This is a genomic window from Microvirga thermotolerans (assembly GCF_009363855.1).
GTDB lineage: Bacteria > Pseudomonadota > Alphaproteobacteria > Rhizobiales > Beijerinckiaceae > Microvirga > Microvirga thermotolerans.
The window spans coordinates 3,045,037-3,065,376 of record NZ_CP045423.1 but is presented as its reverse complement, the minus strand read 5'-3'; the positions used below and the strand labels follow the sequence as shown (position 1 = coordinate 3,065,376).

Below are 20,340 nucleotides of genomic sequence, written 5' to 3'. Positions count from 1 at the left end.
CATTCTCACAGATTTCGGACGCCCAGCTTCGCGGAGATTGGGATGCAACGGTCAAATCCGACACCGAGCCCGTGCCCGCCTTGCTCGTCGAGCCCAACACGCTGCTGCGGGAAGGGCTGAAACGCATCCTGGCGGGAACCCGATTCAGCGTGATTGCCTCCTGCTCAGGTTTCTCCGACATCCGCTCCTATGGAGCGCCCGACAGGCCCTTCATCCTGATCGTCAGTGCCGGTGCCGGCCACGAGGAGGTCTTCCGGCAGATCCGGCAACTGAAGGCGGAGCATGGCTCCGCGAAAGTCGTCGTCCTGGTGGACGAGTATGACCTGAAAGAGATTCTGTCCGCCTTCCAGGCCGGTGTCGATGCCTATCTCGTCAAATCGGTTTCCTGTGAGGTCCTCACCAAGTCTCTCGATCTCGTCATGCTCGGCGAGGCCATATACCCGGCCTCGATCCTCGGGCTCGTCCATGGTCCGGCGACCGAGATCGAGGAGCAGCCGGAGAATCCGGACGAGATCCTGATGGAGGCCGGAAGCAAGCTCGGCAAACGGGGCCTCTCGGTGCGGGAGACGGTGATCCTGCGCTGCCTCATGCAGGGCGATTCCAACAAGATCATCGCGCGCAAGTTCGACATCACGGAAGCGACGGTGAAGGTCCACGTGAAGGCCATCCTTCGCAAGATCCGGGCGAAAAACAGGACCCAGGCCGCCATCTGGGCCGCCAGCCACCTGCGCCCCGGCGACCACTCCGCCGGGCTCGACGGCCGCCACTGATCCAGGGCCGTTCCAGCGGGGCGGCGGTTCCCCGCCCGCCCCGGCCCCTGTCGGCGGCGCCGTAAGGTCTCGCCTTCGTCCGCTGCGTCGTCAGAGGCGAGGCCGGGATTTCCCGCTTCACGCGTTCTCCGGCGCGACGAGTTGCCGATGTGCGCGGCGGGAGGGAGCCGCTCGGCCTTGCTTGGAATTGCCCCTCCGTTCGATCAGTGCCCTTTCCTCGCCTGCAACGCTAGGCTTGGTCTTCGTCCGTGCTCCTCGCTTCGTTCCGAGGCATGGACCGGGAGCCAGGAGCGTTCGAGCACTCATGAGTCCAGTCACTCCCGTTCTCCTGTCCGGCGGATCGGGCTGCCGGCTCTGGCCTCTCTCGCGTCCGCATCGTCCCAAACAGCTCCTGTGCCTGATCGGTGACGAAACCCTGCTGCAACAGACGGCGCGGCGCGTCCAGGGGAACGCCCTCTACGGAGAGCCCCTGGTGATGGCCCAAGCCGACCACCGCTTCGCCGTCGCCGAGCAGATGCAGGCCGTGGGAGCAGGAGCGCGCATCGTCCTGGAGCCCTGTCCGCGCGGCACCGGTCCCGCAGTCGCGGCCGCGGCGCTGATCGCCGGCCGCCGCGATCCGGAGGCCGTGCTTCTCGTCATGCCGACGGACCATCTCATTCCGGACGCGGATGCTTTCCATGCTGACGTCGCAAAGGGCCTCCCGGCGGCGCGCGCGGGGCATCTCGTCCTGTTCGGTCTCGCGCCGGCGGCGCCGGAGACGGGATTCGGTTATGCCCGCCTGGGCCGCTCCCTGGAATGGGATGCGGCGGTGCGCAGGGTCGCCGCGTTCGAGGAAAAGCCCGACAGGGCGACGGCGGAGAGATACCTCCGGTCCGGAGATCATCTATGGAACAGCGGGATCTTTCTCCTGCCGGCGCAGGCCTTCCTCCAGGAACTCGCGCGGCACGAGCCCGACCTGCTGCGGGCTTGCCGGAATGCGGTCTCGCGCTCGACGGTCGACCTCGACTTCATTCGGCTCGATGGCGACGCCTATGCGCAGGCACGGCATGTCTCGGTGGATCGGGCCGTCCTCGAAAGGACGGACAGGGCGGTTATGGTGGAAGCGGCGTTCCGGTGGCGGGACATGGGGACCTGGTCGGCCCTTTGGGAGCGGGAGAACAAGGACGCGAGGAACAACGTTCTTCTCGGAAACGTCGTCGCGCGGGATACCAGGGGCAGCTACGTCCGCTCGGAGGGTCCCTTCGTGGCGACGCTCGGCGTGGAGGACCTGATCGTCGTTGCCACGCCAGACGCCGTGCTCGTGGCGGACCGCCGCGCGGGCCAGGAGGTGAGGGGGCTCGCCGAAGAGATGGACGGCGGAGGGCGCGAAGCCGACGGCCGGCCTTCGTGAGCGGCGGACGGGGAGCGGACGGGGAACGGCCGATCCTGGAAATGCCCTATGCGGCCGCCGAGGCTCCGGCGCCTTCGTCCTCGAGGATCATCATGGCCCCTTTCTCGGCGATCATGATGGTCGGCGAGTTAGTGTTCCCGCTGGTGATCGTGGGCATGATGGAGGCATCCACGACGCGCAGCCCTTCGATGCCCCGCACGCGAAGCCGCTCGTCCGTCACGGCCATGGGATCGCTCTCCACGCCCATCTTCGCAGTGCCGACCGGGTGGAAGATCGTGGTCCCGATCTCGCGCGCGCCCTGAAGCAACTCCCGGTCCGTCGTCAGTTCTCCGCCGGGCTTGTATTCTTCGGGACGGTACCTGCCGAGCGCCGGCATCGAGACGATGCGCCTGACCAGGCGCAGGGCGTCGACCGCGACCTGCTCATCCTCCTCGGTTGTCAGGGAGTTGAGCCTGATGACCGGCGGCGTCAGGGGATCGGGACCGCGGAGCTGGATGCTGCCGCGGCTCGTCGGGCGGAGGTTGCAGACGCTCGCCGTGAAGGCGGGGAAGGGGTGCGGCTCCTCTCCGAACTTGTCGAGGGAGAGGGGCTGGATGTGGAACTGGAGATTGGGCGTCGCGTAGCGCGGCGAGGAGCGCGTGAAGGCGCCGAGCTGCGAGGGCGCCATGGTCAACGGGCCCCGGCGGAAGAGCGCGTATTCCAGCGCCATGTGCCCTTTGCGGATCAGCGAGCGGTAGTCCTCGTTGAGCGTGCGAACGCCGTGGACGCGATAGATCGGGCGCAGCTGGAGATGGTCCTGCAGGTTGGCGCCCACGCCGGGCGCGTGGTGCACGACGGGGATGCCGTGCTGCTGCAGGAGATTCCCGTCGCCGATTCCGGAGAGCTGGAGGAGCTGCGGCGTGACGACCGCGCCCGTGGAGACGATCACCTCGCGCCGTGCCCGGACCTGTCGCCGCGTGCCGCCCCGCATGAACTCCACGCCGACCGCGCGCCTGCCCTCGAAGAGGATCCGCGTCGCCTGCGCCTCGATCTCGACGGAGAGGTTCGGCCGGGTGAGCGCGGGCTTGAGGAAGCCGCGGGCCGCCGACCACCGGCGCCCGTTCTTCTGGTTCACCTGGAAATAGCCGATGCCCTCGTTGTCCCCGGTGTTGAAGTCGCTCGTGCGGGGAATGCCGGCTTCGACCGCGGCTTCGATGAAGGCGTCGAGGATGTCCCAGCGCACGCGCGGAGCCTCGATCCGCCACTCGCCTCCCACCCCGTGGTGCTCGCCCTCGCCGAGATAATGATCCTCGTGACGGCGGAAGATCGGCTTCACGTCCTCCCATCCCCAGCCGCGAAGGCCCATCTGGCGCCAGCCGTCGTAATCCTCGCGCTGGCCGCGCATGTAGATCATGGCGTTGATGGCCGAGGAGCCGCCGAGCACCTTTCCGCGCGGGTAGTTCAGGACGCGGCCGTTCAGGCCGGGCTCCGGTTCGGTCTTGAACATCCAGTCGGAGCGCGGATTGCCGATGGCGAAGAGGTACCCGACGGGGATGTGGAACCAGATCCAGTTGTCCCGCCCTCCCGCTTCCAGAAGGCACACGGTGCGGCGCCGGTCGGCGGAAAGGCGATTGGCGAGAACGCAGCCGGCGGATCCGCCGCCGACGATGACGTAATCGAATGTGTCGCTGTCTGACATGGCTCGGTCTCGACGGATGCGATCCGGCTCATTCACGCAATCCCGGACGGAAAGCCGGTTCCCGCCTGATCCGGGACGACTTCAAAGACTCCTGCGCCTGAGCGCTTCCATGGCCTCGCCGGCGATCCCGCGGCGGAAGACCAGCACGCAGACCACGAAGATGATGCCGATCAGAACCGTCACGGGGAAGTCGAACGTGGCGAGATAGTTCTGGAGCGTAATCACGAAGGCGGCGCCGACGACGGGGCCGATCAGGGTTCCGATGCCTCCCAGAAGCGTCATGAGGATCACTTCGCCCGACATCTGCCACTGAACGTCGGTCAGCGTCGCGAACTGGAACACGATGGCCTTGGTGCCTCCCGCCAGACCTGCCAGAGCGGCCGACATGACGAAGGCGCCGAGCTTGTAGCGTTCGACACGGTAGCCGAGGGACACGGCGCGGCGCTCGTTCTCGCGGATCGCCTTCAGGATGTTGCCGAAGGGCGAGTTCACGATGCGCCAGACGGCGAAGAACCCGAAGAGGAAGATCGCGAGGGTGACATAGTACATCGCGAGCGGCTCGTTCAGGTCGAGCAGCCCGAGCAGCCGCCCGCGCGGCACGCCCTGGATGCCGTCCTCGCCGTGGGTGAAGGGAACCTGCAGGCAGATGAACGCGAACATCTGACCGAGGGCGAGGGTGATCATCGCGAAGTAGATGCCCTGGCGACGGATGGCGAGGAACCCGACGACGAGCCCCAGGGCCGCAGCCCCGCAGGCGCCGAGAAGAATTCCCGCCAGCGGGTCCCAGCCCCACACCTTCACCGCATGCGCCGTGAAATAGGCCGCGCCTCCGAAGAAGGTGGCATGGCCGAAGGAGAGGAGGCCCACATAGCCGATCAGCAGGTTGAAGGCGCAGGCGAAGAGCGCGAAGCAGAGCACGCTCATCAGGAAGACGGGATAGAACGCGAAGGGCGCCGCCAGGAGCCCGACGAGGGCGAGGGCGGCAAAGACCTTGACGGGGATCCGCACCCCGTCCCGTCTCTCGAGAGCCTGCGACTGGACCTTCACGTTCCTCAAGCCTCCCGTCCGAAGAGCCCCGCCGGCCGGACGAGCAGGACGAGGGCCATGACGACGAATATCACGATGCTCGATGCCTCGGGGTAGAACACCTTCGTCAGTCCTTCCAGAACGCCGAGCACATAGCCGGTGACGATGGCGCCGAGGATCGAGCCCATTCCGCCGACGACCACGACGGCGAAGACGATGATGATGAGATTGGAGCCCATCAGCGGACTCACCTGGTAGATCGGAGCGGCCAGGACGCCGGCGAGCGCCGCCAGGGCGGCGCCGAGGCCGTAGGTGAGGGTCAGGAGGCGCGGGACGTTCACGCCGAAGGCCTGCACGAGGGTGGCGTTCTCGGTCGCGGCGCGCAGATACGCCCCGAGGCGGGTCTTCTCGATCAGAAGCCATGTGCCGAGGCACACCGCCAGGGAGGCGACGACGACCCAGCCGCGATAGATCGGCAGGAACATGAAGCCGAGATTGAGCGCGCCGGTGAGCTGCTGCGGCGGGGCATAGGGCTTGCCCGAGGTGCCGAACCAGTAGCGGAAGGCACCCTCGAAGATGAGCGCCAGGCCGAAGGTGAGGAGAAGCCCGTAGAGGGGATCGAGCCCGTAGAGACGGCTCAGCATGGTGCGCTCGATGGCGATCGCCGTCACGCCCACGATGAGAGGTGCGAGAACCAGGGACGGCCAGTAGCCGATGCCGAGATAGTTGAGGAGCCCGTAGGCCACGAAGGCGCCGAGCATGTACTGCGCGCCATGGGCGAAGTTGATGACGCGCAGAAGGCCGAAGATCACGGCCAGCCCGAGGCTGAGCAGGGCATAGAACGAGCCGTTGATGAGGCCGATGAGGATCTGCCCGTAGAGCGCCGGAGCGGGAATGCCGAAGATCGTGCTCATCTTGCCCTCACACCCCGAGCACGTCCTGGAGCTCGTCCATGTGGGCATCGAGCTCGTGCCCGGGGAACGAATTCACCATGCGTCCGTCCTCCATCAGGTAGAACCGGTCCGCCACCTTGCGGGCGAAGCGGAAATTCTGCTCCACGAGCAGGATGGTCATGCCGCGCTTCTTGAGGGCCACGAGAACGTCGCCGATCCGCTGGACGATGACCGGCGCGAGCCCTTCGGTCGGCTCGTCGAGAAGGATCAGGCGCGCGCCCGTCCGCAGCACGCGGGCGATGGCGAGCATCTGCTGCTCGCCGCCGGAGAGCTTCGTGCCCTGGCTGTGGCGCCGCTCGTGCAGGTTCGGGAAGAGGCTGTAGATCTCCTCGACGCTCATCCCTCCCTCGGCCACCTGCGGCGGCAGGGTGAGGTTCTCCTCCACGCTCAGGCTCGCGAAGATTCCGCGCTCCTCCGGCACGTAGCCGACGCCCGCCTGCGCCACCTTGTGCAGGGGCAGGGCGAGCAGGTCCCGTCCACGCAGCCTGATCGCGCCCTCGCGCCGCCGCAGGATGCCCATGATGGCGCGAAGCGTCGTCGTCTTCCCGGCGCCGTTGCGGCCGAGGAGGGTCACGGTCTCTCCCTCGTGGATGTCGAGATCGACCCCGTGCAGGACGTGGCTCTCGCCGTACCAGGCGTTCAGGGCGCGGACCTCGAGAAGGGGGTCACTCATGCTCCGTCCCCATGTAGGCCTCCCGCACCCGCGGATCGGCGCTCACCTCGTCGTAGCTTCCATCCGCCAGGATCTCGCCGCGCGCGAGAACCGTCACCCTGTCGCACAGGTCTTCGACCACATGCAGGTTGTGCTCGACCATGAGGATCGTGCGGCCCTTGGCGATGCGGCGGATGAGGTCGGAGATGCGGCCGATGTCCTCGTGCCCCATGCCCGCCATGGGCTCGTCGAGGAGCAGCATGGTCGGGTCGAGGGCGAGCGTGGTCGCGATCTCGAGCGCGCGCTTGCGGCCATAGGAAAGCTCGACCGCCGGCAGGTGCGCATAAGGAGAGAGGTTGACCGCATCGATCAGCTCGAGGGCCCTGTCGTCGAGGCGGGAGAGGACGTCCGACGAGCGCCAGAACTGCGTCGCGAGACGGGACGGGCGCTGCAGGGCCACGCGCACATTGTCGAGAACCGTCAGGTGCGGGAACACCGCCGAGATCTGGAACGAGCGCACGAGGCCGAGACGCGCGACCTCCGCAGGCTTCAGGGCGGTGATGTCCCGCCCGCGAAACTCGATCCTGCCGCGGGTCGGCGTCAGGAACTTCGTGAGCATGTTGAAAACCGTGGTCTTCCCCGCGCCGTTGGGGCCGATCAGCGCATGGACGGTTCCCTCACGGATGGAGAGAGTCACGTCCTTTACGGCGACGAAGCCGCGGAACTCCATGGTGATCCCGGTGGCGCTCAGGATGGGCGTGGCGCTGGCCATCATGCGGTCGCTCGCTCCACGAGGATGAACTCGTACTTCGGGCGGCGGCCCGGCTGCGCGGGCGGCCGCCTCGATGCGGTGGAGGGGGCGGCCGTGCCGTCCCCCCACGCTGCGGGACAGGTGATCACTGGGTCAGCTGGCAGCCGCTCTCCGAGGCCTTCAGGAAGGCATCGTCTCCCGGAACCTTGGCGAGCTGCTTGTACATGTCCCACTCGCTCTTGCTCTCCTCCGGCTTCTTCACCTGGAAGAGATACATGTCGTAGACCATGCGGCCGTTGGGAAGCACTTTCCCCTTCTTGGCGAAGACGTCCTCCACCGGCATCTCGTGCAGGGCCTTGGCCACCGGCTCGGTCGCATCCGTGCCGGCCTTCTGGATGGCCTTGAGATATTGCAGCACCGACGAATAGGTCCCCACGTGGATCATGTTGGGCATTCGGCCCGTGCGGTCCATGAAGCGCTTGGCGAAGGCACGGTTCTCGTCGCTCTGGTCCCAGTACCAGCCTTCCGTCAGCGTCAGGCCCTGCGCGGCCTTCAGGCCGAGCCCGCGCACCTCCGCAAGGGTGAAGAGCAGGGCCGCGAGGCGCTGCCCGCCCTGGGTGATGCCGAATTCGGAAGCCTGCTTGATCGCATTGGACGTATCGAGGCCCGCGTTCGCCAGACCGATCACGTTGGCGCCCGAGCTCTGCGCCTGGAGCAGGAACGAGGAGAAGTCGTTGGTGCTGAGCGGGTGGCGGACCGAGCCGAGCACCTGGCCGCCCTTCGCCTTCACGAACTTGGACGTCTCCTCCTCAAGCGAATAGCCGAAGGCATAGTCCGCGGTCAGGAAGAACCACTTGTTGCCGCCGTTCTGCACCAGCGCCCCGCCGGTGCCGACCGCGAGGGCGTGGGTGTCGTAGGCCCAGTGGAAGCCGTAGGGCGAGCACTGCTTGCCGGTGAGGTCCGTGGTGGCCGCGCCGGTGACGATGTTGATCTTCTTCTTCTCCTTCGACAGGCCCTGGACCGCCAGGGCGACGGAGGAGGTCGTCAGCTCCATGATCGCGTCGACCTTCTCGGTGTCGTACCATTGCCGGGCGATGCTGGACGCAACGTCAGGCTTGTTCTGATGGTCCGCGTTGACGATCTCGATCGGGGCGCCGAGCACCTTGCCGCCGAAATCCTCCACCGCCATGCGGGCCGCCTCGACCGAGGACTTGCCGCCGAAATCGGCATAGACGCCCGACTGGTCGTTCAGGATGCCGATCTTGACCACGTTGTCGGAAACCTGCTGTGCATGGGCCGATTGCGCCAGCACGGTGCAGCTCAAAGCGAAAAGAACCTTCTTGAGAACGCCCATGGGCTTCCTTCCCTCTCTGTTGCGCCGCCCGGCTGCGCCGGGTCTGTTATGCCCGCATGGTGAAACCACCCGGGGCAGCGGTCAAGGAAAGGTAAAGGGACTTTTGCGAGCTACAATACGGCCGAGATTCATTCTTAAGTCGGAGATGGCCTCGGCCCGTGCCGACGGGCGGGGGGCGCCTCAGGCGCCGGTCCCGTCCTTCGCACGGAGCAGAAGGGCGGCGAGCTCGGCGAAGCCGTCGCCGGAATGGGCGGCGGTGATGTAGGCTGGCTTGTGCCTCAGCCGGTGGGAGAACGCGCTGATGTTGGCGACGCCGACGCTCAGGGGAAAAGCCGCGAACATGGGCTCGTCGTTCGGCGAATCCCCCGCATAGACGACGCTCCGGCGCGCGGCGTCCCAGTCGAGGCCGAACACGTCGGCGAGCAGGATCTTCGCCATGCTCAGCTTGTCGTAGGCACCGAACCACCCGTTCACGTGAATCGAGCTGACCTTGGCCTGGGCTCCGGCCCGCTCGAAGATGGCGACGATCCGGTCCACCTCCTGCTCGGGCAGGGGCGGCACGTCCTCGCAGAAGTCGATGGCGAGGTCCGCCACCCGGTAGGCCTGGTCGCTCGCGAGGGCAGCGCCGGGAACGGTGGCCAGGACCTCCTTCTCGATGGCGTCGAGCCGGGCGCGGTTCTCCTGGCGCTCCTCGGCGCTTGCCCAGAAGTGCTGATGCATCTTCCGGGCGGGGCGGTCGTACCGGAAGTAGAAGGCGCCGTTCTCGCCGACCACAGCGTCCACGGGCCACATGCGGGCGATGTGGTCGCACCAGCCCGCAGGCCGACCCGTCACGGGAATCACGATGAAGCCGGCCCGGTGCAGGGCCTCCAGGGCGGCATAGGCCGAGGCGGTCAGCATGCCCTCGCTGGTGATCGTATCGTCGATGTCGGACAGGACGACGCGGACGGAACGGGCAAGATCGAGGGGAAGGTCGGAGAGCGGTCTCATGGAAGGCTTCGGCGGAGGGGCGCGGCAGGGGAGTTCCGGGAAGGTAGAAGCCGCAACTTGGCGGATCAAGCAAAATGATGTGGTATGTTCCACAAGGCCTGACTGCCTTTCAACATTCTGCCGGGACCGGGAGAGACCCGCAATGACTCTGTCTGCAGGAAAAAAGGCGGCGCGCCAGAGCCTGATCGTGGCCGAACTCGCCCTCAGCCCGACGGTCCGGACCTCCGCCCTTGCGCAACGGCTCGGGGTCTCCGCCGAAACCGTGCGGCGCGACATCGAGGAACTCACCCGCCGCGGTCTCGTCAGCCGCACCTATGGCGGCGCGGCCGGGCGCCAGCTCGGCCTTCAGCCGGACTTTTCCGGCCGGGACACGGAGGCGGTGGCGGAGCGCGACGCCGTCGCCCGTCTCGCCTCAGGTTTCGTGAAGCCGGGGCATGTGGTGATGATCGATTCCGGGTCCACCGCGGCGCGCTTCGCCCAGGCCCTGGCCGCCAGGGACGAGCGGATCACCGTCGTCACGAACGGGTTTGCGGTCGCGGAGGCGTTCATGCGGTCCGGGAACGCGCGCGTGATGTTCTGTCCGGGCGAGGCCGTTGCGCGGGAGCGGGGCGTCTACGGCTCCGAGACCTGCGGGTTCCTGCGCAGGTTCTTCGCCGATCTCGTCTTCATCGGCGCCAGCGGCCTGACGGCGGAAGGTCCGACCGACGTCGAAGCGGAGGCCTGCGCGGTGAAGCGCGCCATGCTGGAGCGTTCCGACCGCCGCATGCTCCTGATCGATTCCACCAAGTTCGGGCGGCGGCACTTCGAGATCGTTTGCCCGCTGAAGTCCCTGTCCGCTATCGTCGCGGACCGCCCTCCGGACGCTGCGCTGGCGGAGAAACTGGCAACGAACGGGGTCGCCGTCCATGCGGCGAACAGGGAGGAAGGGACGGCATGAGCGTTCACAGGACCGTCTTCGGAGAGATCGACGGGCAGGCTGTCGAGGCTTTCGATCTCGAACGCGGAAGTCTCCGCGCCCGGGTCGTCACGTACGGTGCCGTCCTGAGCGAAATGCACGTTCCCGACCGCTCGGGTCGCACGGAGGATATCGCCCTCGGCTATGACGACCTCGAATCGTATCTGCGATTCCGTGGCTCCGCGGGAGCCGTCTGCGGCCGCTATGCCAACCGCATCGCGGACGGTCGCATCACTGTGGACGGACAGGTCTTCCAGCTCTCGCAGAACGAGCCTCCGAACCATCTGCACGGAGGCTTCAAGGGTTTCAGCAAGCGGGTCTGGAACGCGGAGCCCGACGGCGCAGGATGCGCGGTGCGCCTGACGCTTCACCGCCCGGACGGCGACGAAGGTTATCCCGGTGCCGTCGCCGCCGCCGTCACCTATCGCCTGCTCGACGAGCCGGCTCTCGAGATCGTCATGGAGGCGACGACCGACAAACCGACCGTCGTCAACATGGCCTTCCACGGCTACTGGAACCTGGCCGGTCACGGCGCGGGCTCCGTGCGCGACCAGCTTCTCGCCATCGATGCGGATCGTTATACCCCGGTCGGTCCCGACAAGATTCCGACCGGCGTCCTCGCGCCGGTGACGGGCACCGCATTCGACTTCGGGCAGGAGAGGCCCATCGGCGCTTTCTTCGAGGACCGCGCGCAGCTGCCGGAGGGCGGCTACGACCACAACTTCTGCCTGACCGGCGCCGGCGGCACCCTGCGCCGCGCGGCGCGGGCCTGCGATCCCGCTTCCGGCCGGGCGCTCGAGATCTGGACCGATCAACCGGGCGTGCAGCTCTACACGGCCAATCATTTCGCAAACCTGCCGGCCGTGGGCAAGGGCGGCGCAGCTTACGGCAAGCATGCGGGCTTCGCCCTGGAGACGCAGGTCTTCCCCAACTCCCCGAACGTGCCTTGTTTCCCGTCCGCTCTCCTCAGGCCCGGCGAGGTCTACAGGCACACGATGCGCATCCCCTTCCTCATCGCGTGAAACTCTCAGATCCCGCTGCCCCTGTCGTCCGCTTCGAGCCGGGGCATCGCCAGCGTGATCGTCGTGCCTTCGCCTTCCGTGCTCTCGATCCTGGCCGAACCGCCGTGCAGCTGGAGAATATGCCGGACGAGACTGAGGCCGAGGCCCGTCCCGGGGAGGTGCCGCGCATTGCTGGCGCGGAAGAAGGGCTGCATGAGGAACGGGAGATCCCGCTCCGGCACGCCGATTCCTTGATCCCGGACGCCGATCCTCACTTCATGCTCGTCCGCCGTTCCGACGACCGTGATCGGACGTTCGACCGGGGAATATTTCATGGCGTTGGACAGGACGATCACGAGCGCCTGCTCAAGCAGAATGGGATCGCCGACGAACATGTCCGGAAGACCGTCGACCGTCACGCACATCGCCCGGCATGGCTGCTGGAGGTTCTGCTCCCTGCAGACTCGCTGCGCCATCGACCTCAGGTTGAACGGGGCCGGGTTTGGCGTGATCGCTCCGGCATTGGCGCGCGTGTAGGACATGATCGTCTCGATCAGTTCCTGCAGGCGGCGGCTGGCCCGCCAGATCTTCTCGCCCCTGTCCCGCACATCCTCGGGACGGAGATTCTCCGCACGCCGCATCAACCCCTGCGCGAGGGCGGAGATGGTGGACAGGGGCGTCACGAGCTGGTGGGCCAGCAGCGCCATGCGGTCGAGCGTTCGGATCGGCGGGCGCGCGAGGTCGCCGTCCTTCTGCGAGACGGACCTGGGCTGAGGCTTGGGGGGTGTCCGATGATCCGACACAGAGGGCTCTTTGGGAATTTAAAGATATAACGTTGTCATTGTAAGTTGGTTCAATCCGGCGGACAAAACCCTTCTCCCGTCCCGCGGCGCTGCCCGGCCGTTCAGGCGAACCCGGCGCCGGCTCTGGGAAGAAGGCGCGCTGCTAGCGCAAAAGCTCGGCTGTGTCGCCCTTCATACGAAGGGGCTTATTCCTATTCGGCTCCGTCCAGAGGTCCGATCCTCGGCCGAACGGCGCGCGAGGAGGGCTGCAGGCCGCAATGACGCATCCGTGATCGCAGGGCGAGGTGGGGGCGAAACCTTGCGGAGGCTCGCACGTTGGCCCCGGGAGCCTCTCAGCACAGGAGTTCGAAAATGGACAAGGATCGGGTCGAAGGCAGCATGAAGTCCGTCAAGGGCAGCATCAAGGAAGGCGTCGGCAAGGCCGTCGGCGATACGAAGCTCGAGACCGAGGGCAAGATGGACAAGGCCGCCGGCAAGGTTCAGAACACGGTCGGCGGCATGAAGGACACGCTCCGCAACCGGGAGTGAGCGAAGCTCCCGCTGCCAAGCGTTACACGGGCCCGGCGCAAGCCGGGCTTTTTTCTTGCGCCGGTCAGCCTTTGCGGATCACGAAGACGAGCTTCGGGCCGTCGCCTTCCTGGCGCACGAGCACATCCCCGGTCTCGCGCACGAGATGGGGCAGGTCGATCGCGGCAAGCGGATCCGTGCAGGTCACCTTCAGGGTTTCTCCCGCGGAAAGCCCGAGGAGAACCTTCCGCGTCCGCAGGACGGGGAGGGGGCATTTCAGCCCGGACAGGTCGAGTTCATGCATGCGGCTGATCCAGGAGGAAATTCCCCGCGGCGGCAAGGTCCTCGGGCGTGTTGATGTTGAAGAAGGGGTCGACTGGGTCCGCCGGCCATTCGGCCTCGACATAGCCGTGCCGCTCCGCGAAGGCGCGCATGCTGCGCACATGCTGCTGCACGAGGGCCGCACGCAGATCGTCCTTGAGGCGGATTGGCCAGAGGCCGATCGTGGGGTGAAGCCGCCCGCCGGACGTAGCGAGCACCGGTGAATGTTCCGCCCTCCGGCGTACGGCGTCGAGGCGCGCCACCAGGTCCTCGGGCAGGAAGGGCGTGTCGGTCGAGACGCTCACGATCCGCTCCACCTCCGGACGATGGGTGGCGGCCCATTCCAGGACCGCGAGGAGGCCCGAGAGCGGGCCCAGGCGTCCCGGCACCGCATCCGGGATCACCGGCAGGCCCATGTCGGCGAACCGGTCCGGTTCGCCGTTGGCGTTCAGGACCAGCCCGCCGCATTGCGGAGCGAGGCGGCGGGCGATGCGCTGGAGAAGGGGCTCGCCGCCCAGGCGCAGCAGCCCCTTGTCCACCCCTCCCATGCGCGTCCCGAGGCCCCCGGCGAGGATGGCGCCCAGGACCGGAGGAGCGGAGCGGGCTTCCGACATGGCCGGCTACTCGATGACGATGCGCGGAGGAGCGCGCACGCCGCTTGCGCCCGCGAGAGCCTCCGCCACGCGGCGGGCCATCTCCTTGTAGGTCCGGGCATGAGGACCGTCGGGGTCGACGGCGACCACGGGGCGGCCCGCATCGGAAAGTTCGCGGATCGACATGTTCAGGGGGACCTCGCCCAGGAACGGCACGCCGAGACGCTCCGCCTCCGCCCGCGCGCCCCCATGGCCGAAGATGTGCGAGGACTGCCCGCAATGGGGGCAGACGAACGTCGCCATGTTCTCGACGATGCCGAGGATCGGCACTTCGACCCGCTTGAACATGGAAACGCCCCGCCGGGCGTCGATCAGAGCGAGATCCTGCGGCGTGGAGACGATGACGGCGCCCGCCAGGGGCGTGGACTGCGCCATGGTGAGCTGGGCATCGCCCGTGCCGGGAGGCATGTCGACCACGAGCACGTCGAGCTCGCCCCAGGCGACCTCCCGCAGCATCTGCGTGATGGCCGACATCACCATCGGCCCGCGCCAGATCATGGCCGCCTCCTCGTCGACGAGGAAGCCGATGGACATCACCTTCAGCCCGTAGGCCTCCATGGGCGCGAGGATGCGGTTCTCGAGGAGCTGCGGCTTGCCGTGGATCCCGAGGAGCTTGGGCATCGAAGGACCGTAGATGTCCGCATCGAGGAGACCGACCTTGAGGCCGAGCGACTGAAGGGCGAGGGCCAGGTTGCAGGCGGTGGTCGATTTCCCGACGCCGCCCTTGCCGGACGCGACCGCGATCACGTGCTTCACGCCGGGGATCCGCTGGTTGCGGGCCTGGGCGGCCCGTGGTCCGCGGGGGCCTGCCGGTTGCGCCGTCGCCGCCGATGCGGGGCGCTCGGCCGTCAGCGTGGCGAAGACGCCCTTCACGCCGGGCAGGCCCTGCACCACGCCCTGCGCGGCCTGCCGCACCCGCTCCATGGCCGGCGCCTCGGCAGGTTCCACGAAGATCGAGAACATCACCCGCCCTGCGTCGTCGATCACCACCTCGGAAAGGCGCCCCGATGCCACGAGACCGGTCCCGGCGGTGTCCACCGGCACGGTCGCGAGAGCCTTCAATACGTCTTCACGGGTGATCGCCACGCTCGTCTCCTCTGGCGGACAGGGCCGGATGGCCACGCCCGTCATGTAACGGGTGAAGAGCCGCCCGTTAAGATGCCCTGCTGTCGCGAGGCCGCGAACCAAACCCTTTCCCGTCCGTTGACCTCCGAAGTCCGGGGCGGTCCTCCGCCCGCGGTCGGCGGCGACGCGCAGCGCCCGCGCCAAGGCTTCGGCACTTACGAAACTGCACAGACGAGGAGACGACGATGCACCGGCACGGCCACGGCGACCCCCATGCCCAGAAGCTCTACGAGATGATCAGGGACATGAAGATCGCCATGATGACCACCATCGACACGGACGGCACGCTGCACAGCCGGCCCATGTACAGCCAGGAGGCGGACGAGAACGGCGATCTGTGGTTCTTCACCAAGGTGCAGTCCCCGAAGCTGACGGAGATCTCCAGGGACAATGAGGTCAATCTCGCCTATGCGGACCCCGACGGGCAGAATTATGTTTCCGTGTCGGGCAAGGCCGAGATCGTCCGCGACCGGGCGACCATCGAGAGCAAATGGACCGAGGGGGCGCGGGCCTGGTTCCCGGACGGCAAGGACGACCCGTCGATCGCGCTCATCCGCGTTCATCCGGTGAAGGGCGAATACTGGGACAGCCCATCCTCCACCCTCGTGCATCTCTACGGTTATGCCAAGGCGGCCGTCACCGGGCAGCCGCCGACCGATATCGGCGATCGGGAAAAGGTCGACCTGCGCTGACCGAGCGATAGGTGCGGCGGGACCGGGCCCGGAGCGCCGCTCCCGCGGGCCGCTGCAAAAGAGCGGATACTGCCAATGCCCGCCTTGAAAACGCTCATGGCGGCTTCAGACTCCTTGTGCGCTTCCATCTTCTCCTGGACGTGAGAAGAAATCTGCGCTGCGGAGGTCGCCATGAAGCCTTTCTACATCGCCGCCGTCTCTGTTGCGTTGCTATCGTCGACCGCTCTGGCCCAGCCGGCCGCGGAATCGCCCACGGGAAACCTGGAAAAGCTGTCGGCCTTCCGAAGCACCGGCACCGTGGAGCCCAAGCCCGTTCCGCAGGAGGGGCGCCGCGCCGACGCCATCCGGCGGAACCTGGAGAAGATCAAGCTCCCGCCCGGGTTCAAGATCGATCTCTATGCCCTCGTCCCCGACGCGCGGCACATGGCGGTCGGTCCCTCCACGGGGGTCGTGTTCGTGGGAACGCGCAAAAGCAACGTCTACGTCGTGACCGACCGGGACAAGGACCGGGTCGCCGACGAGGTGAAGACCTTCGCTCCTTCCGTCGAGTTCAAGATCCCGAACGGGGTCTGCTTCTCGCCCGACGGGATGCTCTACGTGGTGGAGCAGAACCGAGTCCTGCAGTTCCCTGCGGCCGAGTTCTTCTACGAGGGGCCCGACGTGGCAGCCTTCGTGGTGACCAAGCAGGGCGATCTCATCCCGCCGACGGAGGAGAGCTTCAACCACACGGCCCGCGTTTGCCGCGTGGGCCCGGACAGCAAGCTCTACATCGCGCTCGGCCAGCCCTTCAACGTGCCTCCGCGCGAGAAGCTCGACCTCTATGCCCGCTACGGCATCGGCGGCATCATCCGCATGGGACAGGACGGGAAGAACCGTGAGGTCTACGCCACCGGGATCCGCAATTCCGTCGGCATGGACTTCAACCCCTCCGACAAGACCCTGTGGTTCACCGACAACCAGGTCGACGGGATGGGCGACGACCAGCCTCCCGGCGAGCTCAACCGCGCGACGCAGATGGGCCAGAACTTCGGGTTCCCCTATTACGGAGGCGGCACCGTGCGCACGGTCGAGTACAAGAACGATCCGGAGCCCGCGGGAGCCATTCCTCCCCAGGTGGAAATGGCGCCGCATGCGGCCGACCTCGGCATGATGTTCTATACGGGCCGGATGTTCCCGCAGGCCTATCAGGGCGGGATCTTCAATGCGCAGCACGGCTCCTGGAACCGGACGAAGCCCGTCGGGGCCCGGGTGATGTTCACGCCCCTCAAGGCCGACGGCACGGCCGACAAGCCGCAGGTCTTCGCGGAGGGCTGGCTCACGGAGAACGGCGAGTATCTCGGCCGTCCCGTCGACGTGGCGATGCTGCCGGACGGCTCGCTGCTGGTGTCCGACGACACGGCGGGCGCGATCTACCGGATCTCCTATGCCACGCAGTGATCGCGGCAATGCCGGGCAGGGGGCGGCCTTTTCCAGGCCGCTCCGGCTGCTTTCCGTCCTGGCTCTGGCGGCCGCGGGCTTCGCCGGAGGCGCTGCCGCGGCCGACAGGGATGCGGGACGGCGCACGGCCGTGGTCTGCCAGGCCTGCCACGGCCTCGACGGGCTCTCGAAGAACCCGGAGGCGCCCAATCTCGCCGGCCAGGTGGAGAGCTATCTGGTCAAGGCCCTGCGCGACTACAGGAGCGAGGCGCGCAGGAACGAGTCCATGAACATCGTTGCGAAGGACCTGTCGGACGCGGATATCGAGAACGTCGCCGCCTATTACGCATCCATTCCCATAGAGGTCGTGCCGCCCTGACCCATCTGCGGGGCGCAGGGCCGCGCTTCGCGCCATGCTCTTTCATCGGGGACGGCCCTTCGGTATTGTCCTGCCTTCCGGAAGGCCGCAAGGAGCAGGCGATGGTGGACATCGCGACCAGGGTGTACAACCACACCTGGAAAATCGATCCGATCGTTCGGTCCGTGCTCGACACGGACTTCTACAAGCTCCTGATGGCGCAGACCATTTTCCGCCGCCACCGGGACGTCCAGGTGACCTTCGGCATCCATAACAGGACGACCCGCATCCGCCTCGCCGACATCATCGACGAAGGGGAGCTGCGGGAGCAGCTCGACCATGTGCGGACGCTCTCCCTCACCCGCGGCGAGTCCACGTGGCTGCGCGGCAACACGTTCTACGGCAAGCGGCAGATGTTCTCGCCGGAGTTCATGGACTGGCTCGAGACCTTCCGCTTTCCCGAATACCTCCTGGAGAAGGAGGAGGGGCAATACGTCCTCACCTTCCACGGGCCCTGGATCGAGACCACCATGTGGGAGATCCCGGCGCTCGCCATTCTCAACGAGCTGCGCTCGCGCGGGGTGCTGAAGGGCATGGGCAAGTTCGAGCTCCAGGTCCTCTACGCGCGGGCCATGACCCGCGTCTGGGAGAAGATCCAGCAGCTCAAGACCCTTCCCGATCTCTCCATCACCGATTTCGGCACCCGCCGCCGCCACGGCTTCCTGTGGCAGGACTGGTGCGTGCAGGCCATGATCGAGGGCCTCGGCCCGGCCTTCCTCGGTACGTCCAACTGTCTGATCGCCATGCGTCGCGAGGTCGAGGCCGTCGGCACGAACGCGCACGAGCTGCCGATGGTCTACACGGCGCTCGCCGACAGCGACGCCGACATGGCCATGGCTCCCTACCGCGTCCTCGCCGACTGGCAGAGCGACTACGAGGGCAACCTGCGCATCATCCTGCCGGACACCTACGGCACCACCAACTTCCTGCGCAACGCACCGGCCTGGGTCGCCGCGTGGACGGGCATCCGCATCGATTCCAAGGACCCTATCGAGGGAGGGGAGGAGGCTATCGCCTGGTGGCAGGAGCGCGGCCAGAATCCGAAGGAGAAGCTCGCCATCTTCTCCGACGGTCTCGACGTGGACGTGATCCAGCGCATCCATCGGCATTTCTGGGGGCGCATGCGCATCGGCTACGGCTGGGGAACCCTGCTGACGAACGACTTCCGCGGCCTCGCCCCCGATGGGCGGCTCGATCCGATCTCCATCGTCTGCAAGGTCATCTCGGCCAACGGCAGGCCCACGGTGAAGCTCTCCGACAATCCCACCAAGGCCATGGGGCCGAAGGCGGAGATCGAGCACTACAAGCGCGTCTTCAATGTCGGCGCGCAGAACGCGAAACCGGTCCTGGTATGACGACGAGAACGATCGACCTCAACTGCGACATGGGCGAGGGCTTCGGACCCTGGCCCATGGGAGACGACGACGCGATGCTCGACATCGTCTCGTCCGCCAACGTCGCCTGCGGCTTCCATGCGGGCGATCCGAACATCATGTTCCGGACCGCGGAGACCGCGCGCCGCAAGGGCGTCGCCATCGGCGCGCATCCCGGCTTCAACGACCTGCCCGGCTTCGGCCGCCGCGTCATCCGGGGCGACAGCCCCGCCGAGATCGAGCGCATGATCGCCTATCAGATCGGCGCCCTGCAGGCGGTGGCGGCCCTCGCGGGGCACCGCGTGACCTACGTGAAGGCGCACGGCGCGCTCAACAACATGGCCAACGAGGACGAGGACCTGGCCATGGCCATCGCGCGGGCGGTCAAAGGCGTCGATCCGAACCTCGTGAATGTCTGCATGCCGGGGCTCGCGATGGAGAGGACGTCGGAGAAGATCGGCGTGCCCGTCGCGCGGGAGTTCTTCGCCGACCGGACCTACGAGGACAACGGAACCCTGACGAGCCGGAAGAAGCCCGGATCCGTTCTCCACGATCCCGAGGCCGCCGCCGAGCGCGTTCTGCGCACCCTCGAGGAGGGCGCGGTGACGACGGTGTCGGGCCGCCGCATCCCCGTCGCCGTCGATACGATCTGCGTCCACGGGGACGAGCCGAGCGCCGTCGCGATGGCGCGCACGATCCGCGCCAGGCTCGAAGCGAACGGCATCGCCGTCAGGCCCTTCACGCGCCTGTAGAACCCATGTCGTTCAAGGATCATTTCTCGTCCCGCTCCGCCGACTACGCGGCCTATCGGCCGACCTATCCGCCGGAACTGGCCGATTATCTCGCCGGCCTGTGCGAGACGCCGGACGTCGCCCTGGATGTGGGCTGCGGCAACGGGCAACTCTCCGTCCTGCTGGCCGGCAGGTTCGCATCGGTCCTTGCCACCGATGCGAGCGCCAGGCAGATCGAGAGCGCGGTTCCTCACGAGCGGGTGACGTATCGCGTCGCTCCCGCTGAGCGGAGCGGGCTTCCGGAGAGGTCGGTCGACCTCGTCACGGCGGCGCAGGCGGCGCACTGGTTCGATCTTCCTGCCTTCTACGAGGAGGTTCGCCGCGTCGCGAAGCCCGGCGGCGTGCTGGCCCTCGTCACCTACGGCGTGATCCGGGCCGATCCGGACATCGACCCGGTGGTGCAGCATTTCTACAAGGACGTGATCGGCCCCTACTGGCCGCCGGAGCGCCGCCACGTGGAGGAGGGCTATCGCGGGTTCGACTTTCCTTTCCCGGAACTGACGCCGCCCGACATGGACATCGCGGTTTCATGGCGCGCCGCCGACCTCATCGGCTATGCGGACACGTGGTCCGCCGTGCGCGCGGCGGAGAAGGCGCTCGGGCGGGAACCCATCGATGCATTCGCGCGGGACCTGGTCGCCGCCTGGGGCGATCCGGAGCGGCGGCGCACGATCCGTTTCCCTCTCTCGTTCCGGATCGGCCGGGTCTGATCGCTTCCGGG

General features: G+C 67.2%; 22 protein-coding genes. 11 read left to right on the top strand and 11 right to left on the bottom strand.

Translation table 11 applies throughout. The features are described 5' to 3' along the window. Window positions 1-71 precede the first annotated feature (71 nt). Both GDR74_RS14545 and GDR74_RS14540 read left to right on the top strand, forming a co-directional pair. Window positions 72-770, top strand: a complete 699-nt coding sequence (locus GDR74_RS14545; RefSeq protein WP_194164549.1) for a LuxR C-terminal-related transcriptional regulator — start codon at window positions 72-74, stop codon at window positions 768-770. A gap of 304 nt (window positions 771-1,074) precedes the next feature. Further along, entirely contained in the window at window positions 1,075-2,160 is a 1,086-nt protein-coding gene (locus GDR74_RS14540; RefSeq protein WP_152586978.1) for a mannose-1-phosphate guanylyltransferase/mannose-6-phosphate isomerase, read from the top strand. A gap of 46 nt (window positions 2,161-2,206) precedes the next feature. On the opposite strand, the gene GDR74_RS14535 is transcribed toward GDR74_RS14540, so the two are convergent. The 7 genes from GDR74_RS14535 to GDR74_RS14505 form a co-directional block, all read right to left on the bottom strand. After that, entirely contained in the window at window positions 2,207-3,838 is a 1,632-nt protein-coding gene (locus GDR74_RS14535; RefSeq protein ID WP_152586977.1) for a GMC family oxidoreductase, read from the bottom strand. An 81-nt stretch (window positions 3,839-3,919) separates the two neighbouring features. Beyond that, window positions 3,920-4,846 carry a branched-chain amino acid ABC transporter permease gene (locus tag GDR74_RS14530; RefSeq protein ID WP_246180181.1) on the bottom strand — a complete coding sequence of 309 codons (927 nt, stop codon included), beginning with the start codon at window positions 4,844-4,846 and terminating at the stop codon, window positions 3,920-3,922. Between the two features lie 44 nt (window positions 4,847-4,890). Next, the gene (locus GDR74_RS14525) at window positions 4,891-5,778 is read right to left on the bottom strand and encodes a branched-chain amino acid ABC transporter permease (protein ID WP_152586976.1); all 888 of its coding nucleotides are present in this window, start codon (window positions 5,776-5,778) and stop codon (window positions 4,891-4,893) included. A gap of 7 nt (window positions 5,779-5,785) precedes the next feature. Further along, entirely contained in the window at window positions 5,786-6,490 is a 705-nt protein-coding gene (locus GDR74_RS14520) for an ABC transporter ATP-binding protein (RefSeq protein ID WP_152586975.1), read from the bottom strand. Then, complete coding sequence (locus tag GDR74_RS14515; RefSeq protein WP_152587787.1) at window positions 6,483-7,241, bottom strand: ABC transporter ATP-binding protein; 759 nt, start codon at window positions 7,239-7,241, stop codon at window positions 6,483-6,485. Before GDR74_RS14515 ends, GDR74_RS14520 begins: the two co-directional genes overlap by 8 nt. A 124-nt stretch (window positions 7,242-7,365) precedes the next feature. Beyond that, window positions 7,366-8,574: an ABC transporter substrate-binding protein gene (locus GDR74_RS14510; RefSeq protein ID WP_152586974.1), complete on the bottom strand. Its 1,209-nt coding sequence runs from the start codon at window positions 8,572-8,574 to the stop codon at window positions 7,366-7,368. A 180-nt stretch (window positions 8,575-8,754) separates the two neighbouring features. After that, window positions 8,755-9,564: an HAD-IIB family hydrolase gene (locus GDR74_RS14505; protein ID WP_152586973.1), complete on the bottom strand. Its 810-nt coding sequence runs from the start codon at window positions 9,562-9,564 to the stop codon at window positions 8,755-8,757. Window positions 9,565-9,706: 142 nt separating this feature from the next. Between GDR74_RS14505 and GDR74_RS14500 the strand changes: the two genes are divergently transcribed. Together GDR74_RS14500 and GDR74_RS14495 are read left to right on the top strand one after the other, a co-directional pair. Then, a complete protein-coding gene (locus GDR74_RS14500; protein ID WP_152586972.1) occupies window positions 9,707-10,501 on the top strand; it encodes a DeoR/GlpR family DNA-binding transcription regulator in 795 nt (264 codons plus the stop codon). After that, entirely contained in the window at window positions 10,498-11,541 is a 1,044-nt protein-coding gene (locus GDR74_RS14495; protein ID WP_152586971.1) for an aldose epimerase family protein, read from the top strand. Before GDR74_RS14500 ends, GDR74_RS14495 begins: the two co-directional genes overlap by 4 nt. A 5-nt stretch (window positions 11,542-11,546) precedes the next feature. Here GDR74_RS14495 and GDR74_RS14490 read toward each other — a convergent pair whose 3' ends face one another. Beyond that, on the bottom strand, window positions 11,547-12,323 hold the full coding sequence (locus GDR74_RS14490; RefSeq protein WP_152586970.1) for a sensor histidine kinase: 777 nt from the start codon (window positions 12,321-12,323) through the stop codon (window positions 11,547-11,549). Window positions 12,324-12,674: 351 nt separating this feature from the next. Here GDR74_RS14490 and GDR74_RS14485 point away from each other — a divergent pair, with 351 nt between their 5' ends. Beyond that, a complete protein-coding gene (locus tag GDR74_RS14485) occupies window positions 12,675-12,851 on the top strand; it encodes a CsbD family protein (protein ID WP_152586969.1) in 177 nt (58 codons plus the stop codon). A 64-nt stretch (window positions 12,852-12,915) separates the two neighbouring features. Here the strand turns inward: GDR74_RS14485 and GDR74_RS14480 are convergent, their stop codons facing one another. Genes GDR74_RS14480 through GDR74_RS14470 form a run of 3 tightly spaced genes read right to left on the bottom strand, consistent with a single transcriptional unit; the run spans window position 12,916 to window position 14,890 of the window. Continuing rightward, on the bottom strand, window positions 12,916-13,134 hold the full coding sequence (locus GDR74_RS14480) for a sulfurtransferase TusA family protein (protein WP_152586968.1): 219 nt from the start codon (window positions 13,132-13,134) through the stop codon (window positions 12,916-12,918). Further along, complete coding sequence (mobA, locus tag GDR74_RS14475) at window positions 13,127-13,765, bottom strand: molybdenum cofactor guanylyltransferase MobA (protein WP_152586967.1); 639 nt, start codon at window positions 13,763-13,765, stop codon at window positions 13,127-13,129. The genes GDR74_RS14480 and mobA overlap by 8 nt, the downstream gene beginning before the upstream one ends. Before the next feature lie 6 nt (window positions 13,766-13,771). Then, the gene (locus GDR74_RS14470; protein ID WP_152586966.1) at window positions 13,772-14,890 is read right to left on the bottom strand and encodes an Mrp/NBP35 family ATP-binding protein; all 1,119 of its coding nucleotides are present in this window, start codon (window positions 14,888-14,890) and stop codon (window positions 13,772-13,774) included. Between the two features lie 224 nt (window positions 14,891-15,114). Here GDR74_RS14470 and GDR74_RS14465 point away from each other — a divergent pair, with 224 nt between their 5' ends. The 6 genes from GDR74_RS14465 (at window position 15,115) to GDR74_RS14440 (ending at window position 20,329) form a co-directional block, all read left to right on the top strand. Then, on the top strand, window positions 15,115-15,621 hold the full coding sequence (locus tag GDR74_RS14465; RefSeq protein ID WP_152586965.1) for a pyridoxamine 5'-phosphate oxidase family protein: 507 nt from the start codon (window positions 15,115-15,117) through the stop codon (window positions 15,619-15,621). Between the two features lie 171 nt (window positions 15,622-15,792). Further along, window positions 15,793-17,058: a PQQ-dependent sugar dehydrogenase gene (locus GDR74_RS14460; protein ID WP_152586964.1), complete on the top strand. Its 1,266-nt coding sequence runs from the start codon at window positions 15,793-15,795 to the stop codon at window positions 17,056-17,058. Further along, entirely contained in the window at window positions 17,045-17,416 is a 372-nt protein-coding gene (locus GDR74_RS14455; protein WP_152586963.1) for a c-type cytochrome, read from the top strand. The genes GDR74_RS14460 and GDR74_RS14455 overlap by 14 nt, the downstream gene beginning before the upstream one ends. 101 nt (window positions 17,417-17,517) lie before the next feature. Continuing rightward, a complete protein-coding gene (gene pncB / locus GDR74_RS14450) occupies window positions 17,518-18,810 on the top strand; it encodes a nicotinate phosphoribosyltransferase (RefSeq protein WP_152586962.1) in 1,293 nt (430 codons plus the stop codon). Continuing rightward, a complete protein-coding gene (locus GDR74_RS14445; RefSeq protein ID WP_152586961.1) occupies window positions 18,807-19,580 on the top strand; it encodes a LamB/YcsF family protein in 774 nt (257 codons plus the stop codon). The genes pncB and GDR74_RS14445 overlap by 4 nt, the downstream gene beginning before the upstream one ends. Before the next feature lie 5 nt (window positions 19,581-19,585). Further along, window positions 19,586-20,329, top strand: coding sequence for a class I SAM-dependent methyltransferase (locus GDR74_RS14440; RefSeq protein WP_152586960.1), 744 nt, complete (start codon window positions 19,586-19,588; stop codon window positions 20,327-20,329). Window positions 20,330-20,340: the final 11 nt, after the last annotated feature.

Excerpts from the sequence above, each read along its gene's own strand:
- GDR74_RS14540 (WP_152586978.1), top strand. The coding sequence starts at position 1,075 with ATGAGTCCAGTCACTCCCGTTCTCCTGTCCGGCGGATCGGGCTGCCGG.
- GDR74_RS14535 (WP_152586977.1), bottom strand. The coding sequence starts at position 3,838 with ATGTCAGACAGCGACACATTCGATTACGTCATCGTCGGCGGCGGATCC.
- GDR74_RS14525 (WP_152586976.1), bottom strand. The coding sequence starts at position 5,778 with ATGAGCACGATCTTCGGCATTCCCGCTCCGGCGCTCTACGGGCAGATC.
- GDR74_RS14520 (WP_152586975.1), bottom strand. The coding sequence starts at position 6,490 with ATGAGTGACCCCCTTCTCGAGGTCCGCGCCCTGAACGCCTGGTACGGC.
- GDR74_RS14515 (WP_152587787.1), bottom strand. The coding sequence starts at position 7,241 with ATGGCCAGCGCCACGCCCATCCTGAGCGCCACCGGGATCACCATGGAG.
- GDR74_RS14510 (WP_152586974.1), bottom strand. The coding sequence starts at position 8,574 with ATGGGCGTTCTCAAGAAGGTTCTTTTCGCTTTGAGCTGCACCGTGCTG.
- GDR74_RS14505 (WP_152586973.1), bottom strand. The coding sequence starts at position 9,564 with ATGAGACCGCTCTCCGACCTTCCCCTCGATCTTGCCCGTTCCGTCCGC.
- GDR74_RS14500 (WP_152586972.1), top strand. The coding sequence starts at position 9,707 with ATGACTCTGTCTGCAGGAAAAAAGGCGGCGCGCCAGAGCCTGATCGTG.
- GDR74_RS14495 (WP_152586971.1), top strand. The coding sequence starts at position 10,498 with ATGAGCGTTCACAGGACCGTCTTCGGAGAGATCGACGGGCAGGCTGTC.
- GDR74_RS14485 (WP_152586969.1), top strand. The coding sequence starts at position 12,675 with ATGGACAAGGATCGGGTCGAAGGCAGCATGAAGTCCGTCAAGGGCAGC.
- GDR74_RS14480 (WP_152586968.1), bottom strand. The coding sequence starts at position 13,134 with ATGCATGAACTCGACCTGTCCGGGCTGAAATGCCCCCTCCCCGTCCTG.
- mobA (WP_152586967.1), bottom strand. The coding sequence starts at position 13,765 with ATGTCGGAAGCCCGCTCCGCTCCTCCGGTCCTGGGCGCCATCCTCGCC.
- GDR74_RS14465 (WP_152586965.1), top strand. The coding sequence starts at position 15,115 with ATGCACCGGCACGGCCACGGCGACCCCCATGCCCAGAAGCTCTACGAG.
- GDR74_RS14460 (WP_152586964.1), top strand. The coding sequence starts at position 15,793 with ATGAAGCCTTTCTACATCGCCGCCGTCTCTGTTGCGTTGCTATCGTCG.
- GDR74_RS14455 (WP_152586963.1), top strand. The coding sequence starts at position 17,045 with ATGCCACGCAGTGATCGCGGCAATGCCGGGCAGGGGGCGGCCTTTTCC.
- pncB (WP_152586962.1), top strand. The coding sequence starts at position 17,518 with ATGGTGGACATCGCGACCAGGGTGTACAACCACACCTGGAAAATCGAT.
- GDR74_RS14445 (WP_152586961.1), top strand. The coding sequence starts at position 18,807 with ATGACGACGAGAACGATCGACCTCAACTGCGACATGGGCGAGGGCTTC.
- GDR74_RS14440 (WP_152586960.1), top strand. The coding sequence starts at position 19,586 with ATGTCGTTCAAGGATCATTTCTCGTCCCGCTCCGCCGACTACGCGGCC.